Source organism: Amycolatopsis solani, assembly GCF_033441515.1.
In the GTDB taxonomy this organism is placed as follows: domain Bacteria; phylum Actinomycetota; class Actinomycetes; order Mycobacteriales; family Pseudonocardiaceae; genus Amycolatopsis; species Amycolatopsis solani.
This window is the reverse complement of the sequence record NZ_JAWQJT010000002.1, coordinates 1,551,179-1,566,100: the sequence shown is the minus strand read 5'-3', so window position 1 is coordinate 1,566,100 and position 14,922 is coordinate 1,551,179. Positions and strand designations below refer to the sequence as shown.

The 14,922-nt window shown below is 73.6% G+C and carries 12 protein-coding genes; 6 read left to right on the top strand and 6 right to left on the bottom strand.

Going from position 1 to position 14,922, the window contains the following annotated elements; all coding sequences use genetic code 11:
- Positions 1-204: 204 nt before the first annotated feature.
- The 3 genes from SD460_RS27595 to fadD8 form a co-directional block, all read right to left on the bottom strand.
- Positions 205-822 (bottom strand): PadR family transcriptional regulator, encoded by a 618-nt coding sequence (locus tag SD460_RS27595; protein ID WP_318306934.1) that lies wholly within the window; start codon positions 820-822, stop codon positions 205-207.
- 6 nt (positions 823-828) lie between these two features.
- Complete coding sequence (locus tag SD460_RS27590; protein WP_290058468.1) at positions 829-1,218, bottom strand: nuclear transport factor 2 family protein; 390 nt, start codon at positions 1,216-1,218, stop codon at positions 829-831.
- 90 nt (positions 1,219-1,308) lie between these two features.
- Positions 1,309-2,898, bottom strand: a complete 1,590-nt coding sequence (fadD8, locus tag SD460_RS27585) for a fatty-acid--CoA ligase FadD8 (protein WP_290058466.1) — start codon at positions 2,896-2,898, stop codon at positions 1,309-1,311.
- 153 nt (positions 2,899-3,051) lie between these two features.
- Between fadD8 and SD460_RS27580 the strand changes: the two genes are divergently transcribed.
- Positions 3,052-6,156 (top strand): AfsR/SARP family transcriptional regulator, encoded by a 3,105-nt coding sequence (locus tag SD460_RS27580; protein WP_318306933.1) that lies wholly within the window; start codon positions 3,052-3,054, stop codon positions 6,154-6,156.
- 367 nt (positions 6,157-6,523) lie between these two features.
- On the opposite strand, the gene SD460_RS27575 is transcribed toward SD460_RS27580, so the two are convergent.
- Entirely contained in the window at positions 6,524-6,922 is a 399-nt protein-coding gene (locus SD460_RS27575; RefSeq protein WP_290063016.1) for a hypothetical protein, read from the bottom strand.
- Positions 6,923-7,078: 156 nt separating this feature from the next.
- Here SD460_RS27575 and SD460_RS27570 point away from each other — a divergent pair, with 156 nt between their 5' ends.
- Both SD460_RS27570 and SD460_RS27565 read left to right on the top strand, forming a co-directional pair.
- Positions 7,079-7,942, top strand: coding sequence for a DUF4394 domain-containing protein (locus SD460_RS27570; RefSeq protein ID WP_318306932.1), 864 nt, complete (start codon positions 7,079-7,081; stop codon positions 7,940-7,942).
- Positions 7,943-8,186: 244 nt separating this feature from the next.
- On the top strand, positions 8,187-9,452 hold the full coding sequence (locus tag SD460_RS27565; RefSeq protein WP_318306931.1) for a sigma-70 family RNA polymerase sigma factor: 1,266 nt from the start codon (positions 8,187-8,189) through the stop codon (positions 9,450-9,452).
- 33 nt (positions 9,453-9,485) lie between these two features.
- On the opposite strand, the gene SD460_RS27560 is transcribed toward SD460_RS27565, so the two are convergent.
- Positions 9,486-11,765, bottom strand: coding sequence for a PQQ-dependent sugar dehydrogenase (locus tag SD460_RS27560; RefSeq protein ID WP_318306930.1), 2,280 nt, complete (start codon positions 11,763-11,765; stop codon positions 9,486-9,488).
- A 130-nt stretch (positions 11,766-11,895) separates the two neighbouring features.
- Complete coding sequence (locus SD460_RS27555; protein ID WP_290060529.1) at positions 11,896-12,525, bottom strand: TetR/AcrR family transcriptional regulator; 630 nt, start codon at positions 12,523-12,525, stop codon at positions 11,896-11,898.
- 75 nt (positions 12,526-12,600) lie between these two features.
- Here SD460_RS27555 and SD460_RS27550 point away from each other — a divergent pair, with 75 nt between their 5' ends.
- The 3 genes from SD460_RS27550 to SD460_RS27540 are packed head-to-tail and all read left to right on the top strand — an operon-like array spanning position 12,601 to position 14,719.
- A complete protein-coding gene (locus SD460_RS27550; RefSeq protein ID WP_318306929.1) occupies positions 12,601-13,464 on the top strand; it encodes an NmrA family NAD(P)-binding protein in 864 nt (287 codons plus the stop codon).
- Positions 13,465-13,520: 56 nt separating this feature from the next.
- Positions 13,521-14,042, top strand: a complete 522-nt coding sequence (locus SD460_RS27545) for a PadR family transcriptional regulator (RefSeq protein WP_290060525.1) — start codon at positions 13,521-13,523, stop codon at positions 14,040-14,042.
- Positions 14,039-14,719 carry an ABC transporter ATP-binding protein gene (locus SD460_RS27540; protein ID WP_290060524.1) on the top strand — a complete coding sequence of 227 codons (681 nt, stop codon included), beginning with the start codon at positions 14,039-14,041 and terminating at the stop codon, positions 14,717-14,719. The genes SD460_RS27545 and SD460_RS27540 overlap by 4 nt, the downstream gene beginning before the upstream one ends.
- Positions 14,720-14,922 lie beyond the last annotated feature (203 nt).

Here is a 14,922-nt window from a genome sequence, read left to right as displayed (position 1 = left end):
GCCGGGGATGCGCCCCAATGTGGCATTGGGTGCGTCAGACGCACCGAACGCCACATTGGGTGCGCTGGACGCACCGAACGCCACATTGGGTGCGCTGGACGCACCGAACGCCACATTGGGTGCGCTGGACGCACCGAACGCCACATTGGGGCGCTCGCCCCGAGCGCCGACCGCCTTGCGGCGCGCGGCGCTGGCCCACGCTTGCTACCCCCGCTCACGCGCGCTCGGGCCCGGCTGGTCGGCCGCAACCTGCTCGGGCCCCGCGCGCTCGGCTGCCCGGCGCTGCAGGATCTTCAGGGACTGGTCGCACCAGCGGAGGTTCTCGTGCTCGAACGCCAGGCCGCGCATCAGCGTCAAGTACGGGCCGATCCGCGCCGCCTCGGCCAGGTAGTCGTCCTCGAAGCGGCCGTCCAGCAGGCGTGCGCGCAGCCGCTCGTACCGGGCGATCTTCGCCTCCGCGCGCGCCATCCGCTCCTCGAGCGCGGTGCGCACCGCGGCCTCGTCACCCACGTCGAGTGCCTGGACCTGCACCATCAGCTCGTCGCGGATCACCCCCGGCCGGGGCGGGCGTGCCGTGAACTCGTGCAGGGACCGGTAGCCCTCCTCCGTCAGGGAAAACAAGCGCTTGTCCGGCCGCCGCTCCTGGTGGACGACTCGCGCCGAGACCAGGCCGTCCGCCGCCATGCGGTCGAGTTCGCGGTAGAGCTGCTGCGGGGTGGCCGCCCAGAAGTTCGCGACCGAGGCGTCGAAGCCCTTCGCCAGGTCGTAGCCCGACGCCTCGCCTTCGAGCAGCGCCGCCATCAGCGCGTGGCGCAGTGCCATGCTCACTTAGTTGAGTGCTTCCCGCTGGATCTGCCCGAACTGCGCCGCCATCGCTTCGGCCAGCGCCTGGGCCGCCGACAGCGGGCGGACCATCACGGTGAACTCGTCGATCAGGCCGTCGGCGTCCAGGTGCAGGAAGTCGCAGCCCTCGACCCGCACGTCGCCGATCCGGGCCTCGAAGACGAGGGCGTGGTCGCGGCCTTCGCCGCCGCTCAGCTCGCGCACGTACCGGAAGTCTTCGAAGACGCGCAGGACGCCGCGCAGGATCGCGGCCGTGATCGCCTTGCCGGGGTAGGGCTTGAAGGCCACCGGGCTGCGGAACACGACGTTCTCCGCGAGCGTCGCGGCCATGGCGTCGGGGTCGCGGGCCTCGACGGCCTTGCGGAAGCTGCTCATGCGGTACCTCACCTAGTAAATTAGTTGAGTACCAGCATAGCGCAGGAGGGATCACGGCCGAAGTGCGGCGCGGGCCTGCCGTATAACGCCCTACACGGCGGCGCCGTGTCGTTCGTACTGGGCCCGCAGCGCCTTCTTGTCCGGCTTCCCCAGCCCCGTCATCGGCAGGGACGCGGCGACGATCACCTGCTTCGGGACGTGCACCGGGCCCTTGCGCTCCCGCACCGCCGCCTGGATCTCGCCGGTGAGGCGCTCGATCGCCGCCTCGTCGGCGGCCTCGCGCAGCACGACGACCGCCGTCACGGCCTCGCCCCACTTCTCGTCCGGGGTGCCGATCACGCCGACCTGCGCGACCGCGGGGTGCTCGGCGACGACGTCCTCCACCTCGCGGGGGAAGACGTTGAACCCGCCGGTCACGATCATGTCCTTGACCCGGTCGACGATGAACCAGAACCCGTCTTCGTCCTCGCGGGCGACGTCGCCGGTGTGCAGCCAGCCGTCGCGGAAGGTCTCGGCGGTGACCTCCGGCAGGTTCCAGTAGCCGCCGGCGAGCAGTGGGCCGGCCACGCAGATCTCGCCGGGGTCGCCGGGGGCCACCGGGTCGCCGTCCGGGCCGAGCAGCGCTGTGCGCAGGAAGGCCGACGGCCGCCCGCAGGACGCCAGCCGCGCGTCGTCGTGGTCGCCCTTGGCGAGGTAGCTGATCGCCATCGGGGCTTCGGACTGGCCGTAGTACTGGGCGAAGATCGGCCCGAACCGGTCGATCGCCTCGCGCAGCCGCACCGGGTTGATCGACGCCGCCCCGTAGTAGACCGTCTGCAGCGACGAGAGGTCGCGGGTGCGCGAGTCGGGGTGGTCCATCAGCGCGTAGAGCATGGTCGGCACCAGCATGGTCGCGGTGATGCGCTCCTGCTCGATGACGCGCAGCACTTCGGCGACGTCGAACTTCGGCAGCACGACCAGGGAGCCACCCTTGAGCAGCGTCGGCGCGAAGAACGCCGCGCCGGCGTGGGAAAGCGGCGTGCAGATGAGGAACTTCGGCGCTTCGGGCCATTCCCACTCGGAGAGCTGGATCTGGGTCATCGTGGTCATCGCCCGCGCGGTACCCATGACGCCCTTGGGTTTCCCGGTGGTCCCGCCGGTGTAGGTGATGGAAACGACCTGGTCCGGCGGCAGTTCGACCGGGACGAGCGGCTTCGGCTCGAAGCCGGCGGCGGCCGCGGTCAGGTCCTTGCCGACGTGCGACAGCGCGTCGGGCACCGGCCCGATGGTGAGCACCTGCGTCAGCCCGGGCACCTTGTCCAGGAGGCCGAGCGCGCGCTCGACGAAGGCGGGCACCGGGTCGATGATCAGTGTGGTGATGCCGGCGTCGCCGAGGATGTAGGCGTGGTCGTCGAGTGAGCCCAGCGGGTGCAGCGCGGTCCGCCGCGAGCCCTGCACCTGCCCGGAGGCGATGACGAGCAGGACTTCGGGCCGGTTCAGCGACAGCAGCGCGACGGGCGCGCCGGTGCCGGCGCCGAGCGCTTCGAAGGCCTGGGCGTACTGGCTGACCTGTTCGGCGGTCCGGCCCCCGGTCAGCGTGGTGTCGCCGAGCACCATCACGGGCTTGTCCCGGTGGCGCTTGAGGGCGGACACGACCAGGTGGCCGAGGTGGTTCGGGTACCGCATCGCCTGCTCGTCCATCGGGCTCCCTTCCAACGGCGTCAGACTAGAACACGTTCCAGTTTTGGGCAACAACGGCCGCGGGCCGGCTTAGCCCGAGCGGAGCCACTTCCTTGTCCGCCGGTGGCCGCGCCCGCTAACTTCCCTTGCAGCAGCCGATAGGTGGGGACCAGGGTGGCGACGAGGTCGGTGCGCGTCCAGGTGCTGGGTTCGTTGCGGGCATGGCGCGACGGGGTCGAGCTCGACCTCGGGCCGCCCGGGCGGCGGGCGGTGCTCGGGTTGCTCGCCCTCGCCGGCGGGGACGCCGTGGCGCGGCGGGAACTCGTGGACACCCTGTGGGGCGACCGGCCGCCGCCGAGCGCGGTGAACGTCGTCCAGACGCACGTCAAGCACCTGCGGCGGCTGCTGGAACCCGGGCGCGCGCCGCGGGCGGGCAGCGGGGTGCTGCCGCACGTCGGCGGGGGCTACGCCGTGCGGCGGGACGCGGTCGACGTCGACCTGTGGCGGTTCCGCGAACTGCTGGCCGAGGCGGCCGGCGCGCAGCGTGACGCCGACACGGCCCGGCTCGTGGCCTCCCTCGGCGAGGCGCTGCGGTTGTGGCGCGGCCGTCCGCTGGCCGATCTGCCGCCGCTGGCCGCGCATCCGAAGGTCGTTTCCCTGGTCGCCGAGCGCCGGGAAGCGTTTTCCCGCTACGCCGGCGCGATGATCGACGGCGGTGCCGCGGCGGAAGTGCTGCCCGGCATCGCCGAAGCCGCCGCCGAACAGCCGCTCGACGAAGCCGCGCAGGCCCTGCTGATCCGCGCCCACCACGCGCTCGGCCAGCGGGGCGAGGCGTTCCGGCACTACCGCGCGGTGCGGGGCAGGCTCGTCGAGGAGCTCGGGATCGACCCGGGCCCGGAACTGCTGGCCGCGCACACCGCCCTGCTGCGCGACGACGCCGTCGCGGTGCCCGCCGAACCCCGGACGGCGCAGCGGATCCCGAAGCAGCTGCCCGCCGAACCCAGCGGGTTCGCCGGCCGGACCGCCGAACTGTCCCTTTTGGACGATCTGCCGGGCCCGATCGCGGCCGTCTCCGGCACCGCGGGCGTCGGCAAGACCGCACTGGCCGTGCACTGGGCGCACCGCGTCCGGGACCGGTTCCCGGACGGGCAGCTGTACGCGAACCTGCGCGGCCACGCCCCGGTCCCGCCGGCGCCGGCGATCGAAATCCTCACGCAGTTCCTGTCCGCGCTGGGGATTCCGTCGGACCGGGTGCCCGCCGACGTCGAGACCGCGGCGGCGCTGTACCGGACGTTGACGACCGACCGGAAGATCCTGGTCCTGCTGGACAACGCGGCCGACCCCGCGCAGGTCCGGCCGCTGCTGCCGGCCGGGCCCGGCTGCCTCGTCGTGGTGACCGGGCGCGATCGCCTGACCGGGCTGGTCGCCGTGCACGGCGCGCGCCGGCTCACCCTCGACGTGCTGAGTCCCGACGACGCCGTCGAGCTGCTGGCCGGGGTGCTGGGCCACGACCGCGTCCGCGCCGAACCGGAGGCGGCCGTCGAATTCGCCAAGCTGTGCGTGCACCTCCCGCTCGCCTTGCGGATCGCCGCGGCCAATCTCGCCGACCGGCCCGGCTCCGGCATCGAGGATTACGTCGCGGAACTGCGGGAGGGCAATCTCCTCGCGGCGTTGGCGGTGCAGGGCGACGAGCAGACGGCGGTGCGGACCGCGTTCGACCTGTCCCACGCCGCGCTGCCCGCCGGTGCGCAGCGGCTGTTCCGATTGCTGAGCCTGGTGCCCGGCGCGGACATCGGCGCCGAGGCCGTCGCCGCGCTGGCCGGCCTCGACCCGGCGGAGGCGGCCGCGCTGCTGGACCGGCTGGCGGGCGCGCACCTGGTCGAACCGCACGCGCCGGGCCGGTACCGCTTCCACGACCTGCTGCGCCGGTACGCCGCCGAGCTGGCCGGGCGGTTCGAGCCCGCGGCGGACCGCGAACGCGCGCTGAACGGGTTGTACGCCTGGTACCTCGGCGCGGTGGACGGCGCGGCGCGGGTGCTCTACCCGCACATGCTGCGGCTGCCCGGGCCCGGCGGCCGGACGTTCACCGAGCTGGCCGAGGCGTCGAACTGGCTGGACACCGAACGCGGCAACCTCGTCGCGGCCGTCCAGTCCGCCGCGCGCCACGGCCCCCGGCGGGTGGCGTGGCAGCTCGCCGACGCGCTGCGCGGCTACTTCTGGATGTGCATGCGCCGCGCCGAGTGGCTCGCGGCGGCTGAAGCGGGCCTGAGCGCCGCCGACGCCGACGGCGAACCCCGCGCGCGGGCGGCGGGCCGGCTCAGCCTGGCCGACCTGCACTTCCGCCAGGGCCGCTACCGCCAGGCGGTCCGGCTGTACACGGCCGCGCTGCTGCTCGCGCGGCAGGCGGACTGGGCGGAGGCGCAGGCGGCCGTGCTCGGGAACCTGGGGTGCGTCTACTGGCAGTCCGGCCGGCTGACGGCCGCCGCGTCCCGGTTCGGCCGCGGCCTCGCGCTGAGCAGGCGGATCGGCCAGCCGGCGGGGGAGGCCGTCGCGTTCGGCAACCTCGGGCTCGTCCACTGGGAGATGGGCAGGCTCGCGGAAGCCGCCGACCACTACGGGCAGGCGCTACGCCGGTACCGCCGGATCGGGTCGAGCTACGGCGAAGCGATCAACCTGGCCAACCTCGGGCAGGTCCAGCGCGCCCGCGGCCGTCCGGCGGAGGTGGTCGAGCTGCTCGGCCGGTCGCTGGAACTGCAGCGCGAGGCGGGAAACCGGGGCGGCGAAGCGGAAACGCTCAGCAGGCTGGCCCTGGCTCACGCCGATCTCGGCCACCGCGAGGAAGCCCTCGACGACGCTCGTGCCGGACTGGCACTGGCCCGCGAGGCGGGGGATCCGCGGACGGAAGCGGAGGCGCTGGCCGCGTTGGCGGCCGTGCTGGCCCGGTTCGGCGGCCGGCCGGAAGCCGTCCGCCGGTACGGCCAGGCGCTGGACCTGATCCGGGAGACGGGCGACCGTTATCCGGAAGTGGACGCCTTGATCGGCCTCGCGTCCGCGGCTGGGGATCCGGGACCGGCGCGAGAGGCGTTGGTGCTGGCGGAGCGCGCGGGTTACCGGGCGTTGCAGGGACAGGCGCTGACCGCGTTGGCCGGGGTCCTGCTGGCACGCGGGGAAAGCGGCGCCGCCGCGGATTGCGCGCGACGGGCGCTGGCGGTGCACCGGGAGACCGGGCACGGGCTGGGGGAGACCCGCACCCGCGAGCTCCTGTCCCGCCTCGGCTGAGCGGCCACACTCGTCCCGCGACGCTCCCGTTGTTGTCACCGCGCCAGCGCCCCAATGTGGCGTTCGGTGCGTCAGACGCACCGAACGCCACATTGGGTGCGTCTGACGCACCCAATGCCACATTGGGGCGCTTGGGCCGGGGCCGGACAGTGCCGGCAGGGCAGGGCAGGGCAGGGCCGGACAGTGCAGGGCCGGACAGTGCAGGGCGGGGCAGGGCCGGACAGTGCGAGGCAGGGCAGGGCCGGACAGTGCGACGCAGGGCAGGGCGGGGCACGGCGCCGTGGCCGGGGGGCCGGTGGCGGGAGTTGCCGCCGGGGTCACGGCGCCGTGGTTCGGGGACCTGGGCGGTCCCGCACCTCCCCGCTCGCTACAGGTGGATGCCCGTGTCGGTCACCGCGTACGTCCCGTCCGCGTGCAGGAGGATGATCACCCACGGGTTCACGCCCTTGGCCCCGATGTCGGCCGGGCAGGAGAACTCGCTCAGGTTGAACGCCTGGCGGGCCGCGCCGTCCGGGGTCTTGGTCACCGACTCCTCGATGCTGCCGACCCAGCGGCACACCGGGTTCAGCACCTGGTGCGTGACCGCCGGGTCGACCGTGGTGATCTCCGTTCCCTCGGCGCACCACGAAACCTCGTACGTGTACGCCCAGGCCCCCTCGACGCCGAGCGTCACCGGTTCCGTGGTCCAGCACGTCCGTTCGGCCGCGGCGGCCGAAGGGGCCGGGACGGCGGCGACCAACGCCGCCGCGAGGACCAGTGCTCGCATGGCTACCCCCTCGTTTTCCGTGTCACCCCAATGTGCTGCGCGCCGGCGGGGGCCGCAAGACGCCGATGCGCCCAGTCCAGCCGGCGTCCAATGCCTGTCCAGTTCGTCCGAATAGCGTCCGACGCCCACGGAACGCACACGGAGGGGAAGAGCACGATGAAGGCACGGCTCAAGAAGGGGTTCGCCGCCGCGGCCGCGGTACTGGCGGCCGCCACCGGGATCAGCGTCGCCACGGCGGGCAGCAGCGCGGCGCAGGCCACGGGCCTGCGGGCGTACGGCATCTCGAGCGACGGCACGCTGATGGCCACGTTCACCACCGACCGGCCCCAGGTGCTCGACTGGGTCCGGGTGGTCACCGGGCTCGTCGGCGACACGGCCCTGATCGGGATCGACTTCCGCGTCCAGAACGGCCTGCTGTACGGGGTCGGCACCAAGGGCGGCATCTACACCATCACCATGCCGCCGGTGACCGCCGACGTCGTGGTCACGAAGGTTTCCCAGCTCACCGTCCCGCTCTACGGCACCAACTTCGGCGTCGACTTCAACCCGGCCGCCGACCGGCTCCGGGTGGTCAGCGACAACGGCCAGAACCTGCGCCACAACCTCAACGACGGCACCACGATCGAGGACGCGATCCTCACCACCCCGCCGTCGACCGGGCCCGCCCGCGGCGTCACGGCCTCGGCGTACACGAACAACGACCTCAACCCCGACAGCGCCACGACGCTCTTCGGCATCAACACGACCACGGACCAGGTCGTCATCCAGTCGCCCGCCAACAACGGCACGCTGGCCCCGACCGGGGCGCTGACCGTCGAGGCCGGTCCCAACGCGGGCTTCGACATCTTCAGCGACCTCGTCAACGGCAAAGCGGCGTCGGTGACGGCGTTCGCGACGCTGCTTTCGCCGCTCGGCCAAGCCGCGTTGTACAGCGTGAACCTGCTGAACGGCGAGGCGGCGAACGTCGGTCAGCTCCCGCTGCCGATCGCCGACCTCGCGCTCGCGCTCGACACGAACTGACTCCTCCGGTGGCGGGCCCGTCCCCGGTCGCCGGGGCGGGCCCGTCACTGTCCACATCGGACGCTCGCCGTTTCTACCGGCCGGTAGCGCCGGCTCGGGAACCGGCGGATCGACGGTGCCGGCCACCCGGATCCGAAGAAATCCGGAAAGTCCTTCCGGCGCCGCAACCTTGCGCGGGTGTCACTCGTTGCGCGACTATTCGCGGAACGTTCTGCACGTGCAAGCGCACGGGCGAGGGGGAGTGGTGACCGAGGTGGCGCCGGCGACGGCCGGGACGGTGGACGGCCCGAGCGACGCGGCATTGATCGAGGCCGTGCGCGGCGGGGACATCGCCGCGTACGGCCGGTTGTACGACCGGCACCTCGGTGCCGCGCGCCGGGTGGCGGCCGCGATCGCGGCCGGCGAGGCCGAGCGCGACGACCTGATCGCGGAAGGATTCACCCGCGTACTGCGGATTCTGCGCTCCGGGGACGGTCCGGACGAGGATTTCCGGCCGTACCTGCTGACCACCATCCGGAACACGATGATCAGCTGGCGGCGGCGTGACTCGGCGGTTTCGCTCGTCGCGGAGGTGCCGGACGTCCTGCCGGGCGGGGGCAGCGACGAGCCGGTGGCCAGCCGGCTGCACGCGAGCGTCGCCGCGGATGCGTTCGCGAGCCTGCCCGAACGGTGGCGAACTGTCCTGTGGCGGACCGAAATCGACGGCGAATCGCCCGCGCGGATCGCCGCCGACATCGGGATGACGCCGAACGGCGTCGCCGCGCTGGCCTACCGCGCCCGCGAGGGTCTGCGCCAGGCCTACCTGGACCAGCACGTGCCGGCCGCGCGGCGGCGGAACTGCAAGGCCGTCTCCGGGCAGCTGGCCCGGTACGTGCGCGACGGGATCGGGGACCACAAGGCCCACCGGATCACCGCCCACCTCGACCGCTGCCCGGACTGCCGGGAACTCGCCGGCGGCCTCCGGCTGCTCAACGAGGAGCTGCCCGGGGCGATCGCCCCGCTCATCCTGGGCGTCCCGGTCGTGTCGCAGTGGTTGTCCGCCACCGGATCGATCGCCTCGTCGGGGGCGGGCACGTCCGCGTTGTCGTGGGCCACCGCGGCGAAGGTGGCCGCGGCGGGCGCGGCGCTGGTCACGACCGTGACCATCGGCGCGAGCACGTCCGACCTCGCGCCGCCCGCGGCTCCCGGCGCGGAAGGCTCGACGGTGCAACCGGTTCCGGGCCGGTCCGCGGCGGGCGTCCCGGCCGGCGGCGACTCGCGGTCCACGCCGGAAGCGCAGCTCACGTCCGCGCCGCCCACGCCGGCGACGTCCGGGGAAGCGGCCGCGGGCGAGGATCCGGTCGAGACCACCGGCACCGGCGGGACGGCCACGAACGACAAGCAAGCGGCGAAAGAGTCCAAGCAGGCCGAAAAAGAGGCGAAGCAGGAGTCGAAGCAGGCCGCCAAGGAATCGAAGCAGGCGGCGAAAGAGTCGAAGAAGGCGGAGAAGACGAAGGTGCCCGAGGGCTGACCCAGCCCCCGCGCGAGGGGCCGGGCCACCCGCTCAGCAGGGCTGGAGCAGCCAGCAGAGCCGGAAGTTCGCCCGGTACGTCGCCGGCGTCGGCGGCGCGACGACGTTCTGCGTCCGGGCCCCGCCGTGCGCCCAGCTGGTGAAGGCGTACTTGAGGTTGGCCGGCGGCAGGTTCTGCGGGCTGTTCGCGCTGATCGAGTTGACCGACCCGGCGATCACCGTGCGGGAGAACGGGGTCCGCTGCTGCGTCCCGCCGACGGTGAGCATCGCCTGGCTGGGGCTCGACGTGAAGTTCAGCGTCACCGTCTTGGGCTGCAGGTCGATCGTCTTGGACCCGGTGCGGCCGGTCGAGTCCGTCGCGGTCAGCGTCAGCTGCAGGTACGACGGGTACTCGTGGTCGGGCGCGACGAACGAGCCCGAAGCCACGCCCGGGAAGTCCTGGACGTTGTGGGTGTGGCAGGTGCCGTTGGCCGCGCAGTGCCGGATCGCGAGCCGCCAGGACAGTGCCGACGGCGGCAGCTGGCCGTCCTGCGCGTCGATCGCGCGGCCGGCGAACGGCACGCTCTGGCCGACCGACCAGGTGAACGCGGGGTCGGGTGCGTCGATGACCGGCACCGGGTCGAGCCCGGCCGGGTTCCCGACGGTCACCCGGACCGTCGTGGTCGCCGACGCGCCGCGTGAGTCGGTCAGCCGCAGCCCCGCGTCGACCGCCGCCGCGGCGGCGTAGGTCCAGGTGGGCCGGGGCGCCGTGGAGTCGTCGTACGCGCCGTCGGCGTCGAGGTCCCACGCGTAGGACAGGGTGTCGCCGGCGTCGGGATCGGTGGACCCGGTGCCGTCGAACTGGACGGTGAGCGGCGCGGGCCCGCTGGAGGGCGTCGCCGTGGCCGCGGCGACCGGTGGCCGGTTGGTGCCGCCGGGGTAGCCGACCCGGTGGAGTTCGCCGGCGCCGAGCGCGACGTAGAAGAGGTCGCCACCCGGGCCGGTGAGCACCTGCACGGGCACGTTGACGCCGGTCACGAACGGCACCAGCCGGCTCGGGCTCGGCTGGCCGCCGGACGTCTGCATCGCCCAGATGCAGCCGCGGGAGGAATCGGCGAAGAACAGCGCGCCGGCGTACTCGGCCGGATAGGTGCTGCCGGACTCGAAGGCGATGCCGCTGATCGAGGAGCCGCCGGTCGGGCACGGGTCGGTCGCCACGACCTTGGCGTTGTGGTTGTAGTTGTAGTACGGCGCGGTCTGGCCGCCCGCGGAGTAGAGCGATTCGCAGCGGTCGAGGTTCGCGCCGTCGTAACCGGCCTGCCGGGCGTTGCCCTCGAAGCAGGGCCAGCCGAAGTTCTCGGCCACGCCGTCGCCGACGCTCGCGACGCGGTTGATCTCTTCCCAGGTGTTCCAGCCGACGTCGCCGGCCCACAACTCGCTCGTGCCGGGCCGGAACCCGAACCGGAACTGGTTGCGGGCGCCGTAAGCGATGATCCGGCGGGCGTTGGCGTCGGCGCTGCCCGCGAACGGGTTGCCGGGGAGCCCGGCGCCGGTGTCGGGGTCGATGCGCAGGATCGTGCCGTTGAGCAGTACCGGCTGCCCGGCCGCCCGGCGCGGGGACTGCGACCGCAGCGCGCCGCCCTCCGCGGCGGGCGGGGAGAGGTTCGTGCCGGCCGGCGACGGCGGATCGGCGCAGGGGTTCCCGACCTGGCCGTAGTCGGCGAAGTTGAAGCTGGCGCCGTCGCCGCCGCCCGCGTACAGGGCGCCGTCCGGGCCGAAGGCCAGCGAGCTGATCGAATGGCTCGGGAACTGCTGGCACCAGCCGGTGACCAGCGGTTTCTCGCTGACCGCCGTGCCGTCCGGGCCCATGGTCAGCTGCGAGACGCGGCCGGTGACGACGCAGCCCCGGTCGGTCGCGCCCGGCGGGGTGGGGCAGGTGTCGCCCCAGCGCGGTGCGGTGCCGCCCGGCTCGGCGTCGAGCGTGTAGGAGACGTAGACGTAGGGCCGGGCGGGGAACGCGGGGTCGACCGCGAGCCCCAGCAGGCCCCGGTCCCAGAAGTCCTGGGTCGGGGTGCGGAGGTCGGCGAACACGGTGGCCGTCGGGTCGGCGAGCGAGTCGAACACCTTGAGCAGGCCGCTCTTCTCGGCGATGAACACGCGCCCGTCGGGGGCGAACGCCGCGGCGGTCGGCGAGCTCAGCCCGCCGATGGCGACGGTGTCGGTGAACCCGGCGGGGACGGCGGCGGCCGGTGGCGCGGTGGCCACGGCCAAGCCGAGGGCGAGCGGGACGACGACGCCGAGCGCCCAGGCGCGTCTTGATCTTCGAGAACCCATCACGAACTCCTCGTGCGGCGGGGACCGGGCAAGCGCGAACGCTGTCCCCTATGGCGCGTGGAGTCCGATAGTTGTTACACCGCAGACGAAAGTGTCCACGAATCGCGCAAACCCCTTGGCGGGGAATCACTCACCGGCGGGGACGGGCCAGCCATTCGGCCAGCAGCGCGCGTTCGGCGTCGGTGAGCGGCGCGGGACCGGCGTCCGGTGCGGGGTCGCCGGTCAGGATCCGGTGGGTGACCGCCTCCCACATCGCGTCGGCGAGGCCGAGGTCGCGGCTCGCCGGGGGCGCGGCCAGCAGGGTGAGCACCGTGCCGGTGCCGGCCGCGTGGACCAGTTCGACGGCGAGCGGCTCGGGGACGCGGAGCCGTCCGGTCTCCGCGACGCGGTGGATCCGGCCGCGCAGGACCGCCAGGCCCGCCTCCGCCGCGGGGGAGACGCGGCCGGGGACGACGAGCAGGCCGAAGAGGGCCGCGTTCGCGAGCCCGAAGCCGATGTGGGCGTCCCAGCCCGCCCGCAGGTCGGCCACCGGGTCGCCGGTGCCCGCGGTGTCCGACTTCGCGGCGACGTAGGTGGTGAAGACGTACTCGGCGACGGCGTCGAGCAGGGCGTCCTTGTCCTCGAAGAACCGGTAGAGCGCGGGCGCCTGCAGGCCGGCCGCCTGGGCGACGGCGCGGACCGTCACGGCGGCGGCCCCGTGCTCCTGGAGCAGCCGCGCGGCCGTCTCGACGATCTTCTCGCGGGTTTCCGTGCGGCTCATGGTTTCGATGGTAACGCACGACTGCTAGCGATGGTGCTAACGTAGTTACTAACAACGTTAACGAAGGGGAGCACCATGATCGTCATCACCGGGGGTACCGGCAAGCTCGGCTCGCAGATCGTCGGCCACCTCCTCGACCGGGTTCCGGCCGGCGAAATCGGCGTGAGCGTCCGCGAGCCCGCGCGGGCTGCCGGGCTTGCCGAGCGGGGTGTCCGCGTGCGCCGCGGCGACTTCGCGGATCCGGCGTCGCTGGCCGGGGCGTTCGAGGGTGCGGCGCAGGTGCTGGTCGTCTCGGCGGACTCGACCGGGGAAACCGCTCTCGCGTACCACGCCGCGGCGATCGACGCCGCGCGCGAGGCGGGGGTGAAGCGCGTGCTCTACACGAGTCACCAGGCGGCCGCCGCGGATTCGCTTTTCGCGCCGATGCCCGACCACGCGGCGACCGAGCGTCATCTCGCGGCGGCGGGCCTGCCGTTCACCGCGCTGCGCAACGGTTTCTACGCCGCCACCGTCCCGCTGCTGCTGGGGGAGGCGCTGCGGACCGGTGAACTCGTCGCGCCCGCCGACGGGCCGGTGTCGTGGACCGCCCACGCCGACCTCGCCGAGGCGGCGGCGGTCATCCTGGCCGCCGAGGGCCGGTTCGACGGGCCGACGCCGCCGCTGACCGCGCCCGTCGCCCTCGACCTCGAAGACGTCGCAGGCCTGCTCACGGAGCTCACCGGCCGTCCGGTCCGGCGGGTCGTGGCGGAGGACGGCGAGTGGGTGGCCGGCTTGACCGGGCACGGCGTTCCCGAGGCCCGGGCGACCCTGCTGCTCGGCATGTTCCACGCGGCCCGCCGTGGCGAATTCGCCGTCACCGGACCGGCTCTGGAGGAGCTCCTGGGCCGCCCGGCGACGCCGCTGCGGGCGGTGCTGGCGGCGGCGATCGAGGAGCGGTGATCACTATGAACGGGGTGTATAAACTCTAGCTATACACACCGTGTACAGTCGCCGGCATGTCGATCGGACTCACCTTGCTCGGGCTGCTCGAGGGCGGCCCCCGGCACGGCTACGACCTGAAACGCGCGTACGACGACCGGTTCGGGCACGACCGCCGGGTGCACTACGGCCAGGTCTATTCGACCCTCGCGCGGCTGCTGAAGCAGGGGCTCGTCGAGGCCGACGGCGTCGAGGTCGACGGCGGCCCCGAGCGGAAGCGCTACGCGATCACCGACGCGGGGGTCGCCGACGTCGGTGCCTGGCTCGGGACGCCGGAGAAGCCCGACGCGTACCTGCAGAACACGCTGTACACGAAGGTGGTGCTCGCGCTGCTGTCCGGGCGGCCGGCCGCCGAGGTCCTCGACGTCCAGCGGTCGGCGCACCTCGACGCCATGCGCGAGCTGACCCGCCGCAAGACCGCGGGCGACCTCGTCGACCAGCTGATCTGCGACCACGCGCTGTTCCACCTGGAGGCCGACCTCCGCTGGCTGGAACTGACCGCGGCCCGGCTCGACCAGCTGGCGAAGGAGATCGCGTGAGCGCCGTGGTGCTGGAAGCGGCGGACGTCCGGAAGGCCTACGGGCCGACCGACGCGCTGGCCGGGGCGAGCCTGCGGGTGCACGCGGGGGAGGTCGTGGCGCTGATGGGGCCGTCGGGGGCGGGCAAGTCGACGCTGTTGCACTGCCTGGCCGGGATCGTCCGGCCGGACGGCGGCACGGTCCGCTACGACGGCGCCGACCTGGCCGGCCTGACCGACCGGGCACGCTCGGCGTTGCGGCGCACCGACTTCGGCTTCGTGTTCCAGTTCGGGCAGCTGGTGCCGGAGCTGACGTGCCTGGAGAACGTGGCCCTGCCGCTGCGGCTGAACGGCGTCCGCGGCCGGGTCGCGGCGGAGCGGGCCCGCGCGATGCTGGCGGAGCTCGACCTGACGGGCATCGAGCGGAAGCGCCCGGGCGAGGTGTCCGGCGGCCAGGGCCAGCGCGTCGCGGTGGCCCGCGCCCTGGTGACCACCCCGCGCGTGGTGTTCGCCGACGAGCCGACGGGAGCCCTGGATTCCCTCAACGGCGAGCAGGTGATGCAGCTGTTGACGACCGCAGCCCGCGACCGCGCCGCGGCGGTGGTCTTGGTGACGCACGAGGCGCGGGTGGCGGCGTACTCGGACCGCGAGGTAGTCGTCCGCGACGGCCGCACCCGTCAGCTGGAGGCGACCCGATGACGGCGCTCGCGGCGGGCCGGCGTGGGGTGGCCGACGGGTGGTCTCGGTGGGTGCGCGGGGTCCGGCCGGGCGTGCTTGAGGTGGGCCGTCGTCGTGGGGCGGCGGATGTGGTGGAGCGGTCCGGGGTGAGCTGGCGTGGGGTGGCCGACGCGCGGCGCTGGTGGGTGCCCGGGCCACCCGAGGCAGGCCGCCGCCGGGCCGGC

Bases quoted from the DNA above. Each gene is read 5' to 3' on its own strand.
- fadD8 (WP_290058466.1), bottom strand. From the start codon at position 2,898: ATGGACGAGCAGGCGATGCGGTACCCGAACCACCTCGGCCACCTGGTC.
- SD460_RS27590 (WP_290058468.1), bottom strand. From the start codon at position 1,218: ATGAGCAGCTTCCGCAAGGCCGTCGAGGCCCGCGACCCCGACGCCATG.
- SD460_RS27545 (WP_290060525.1), top strand. From the start codon at position 13,521: ATGTCGATCGGACTCACCTTGCTCGGGCTGCTCGAGGGCGGCCCCCGG.
- SD460_RS27575 (WP_290063016.1), bottom strand. From the start codon at position 6,922: ATGCGAGCACTGGTCCTCGCGGCGGCGTTGGTCGCCGCCGTCCCGGCC.
- SD460_RS27560 (WP_318306930.1), bottom strand. From the start codon at position 11,765: ATGGGTTCTCGAAGATCAAGACGCGCCTGGGCGCTCGGCGTCGTCGTC.
- SD460_RS27595 (WP_318306934.1), bottom strand. From the start codon at position 822: ATGGCACTGCGCCACGCGCTGATGGCGGCGCTGCTCGAAGGCGAGGCG.
- SD460_RS27555 (WP_290060529.1), bottom strand. From the start codon at position 12,525: ATGAGCCGCACGGAAACCCGCGAGAAGATCGTCGAGACGGCCGCGCGG.
- SD460_RS27550 (WP_318306929.1), top strand. From the start codon at position 12,601: ATGATCGTCATCACCGGGGGTACCGGCAAGCTCGGCTCGCAGATCGTC.
- SD460_RS27570 (WP_318306932.1), top strand. From the start codon at position 7,079: ATGAAGGCACGGCTCAAGAAGGGGTTCGCCGCCGCGGCCGCGGTACTG.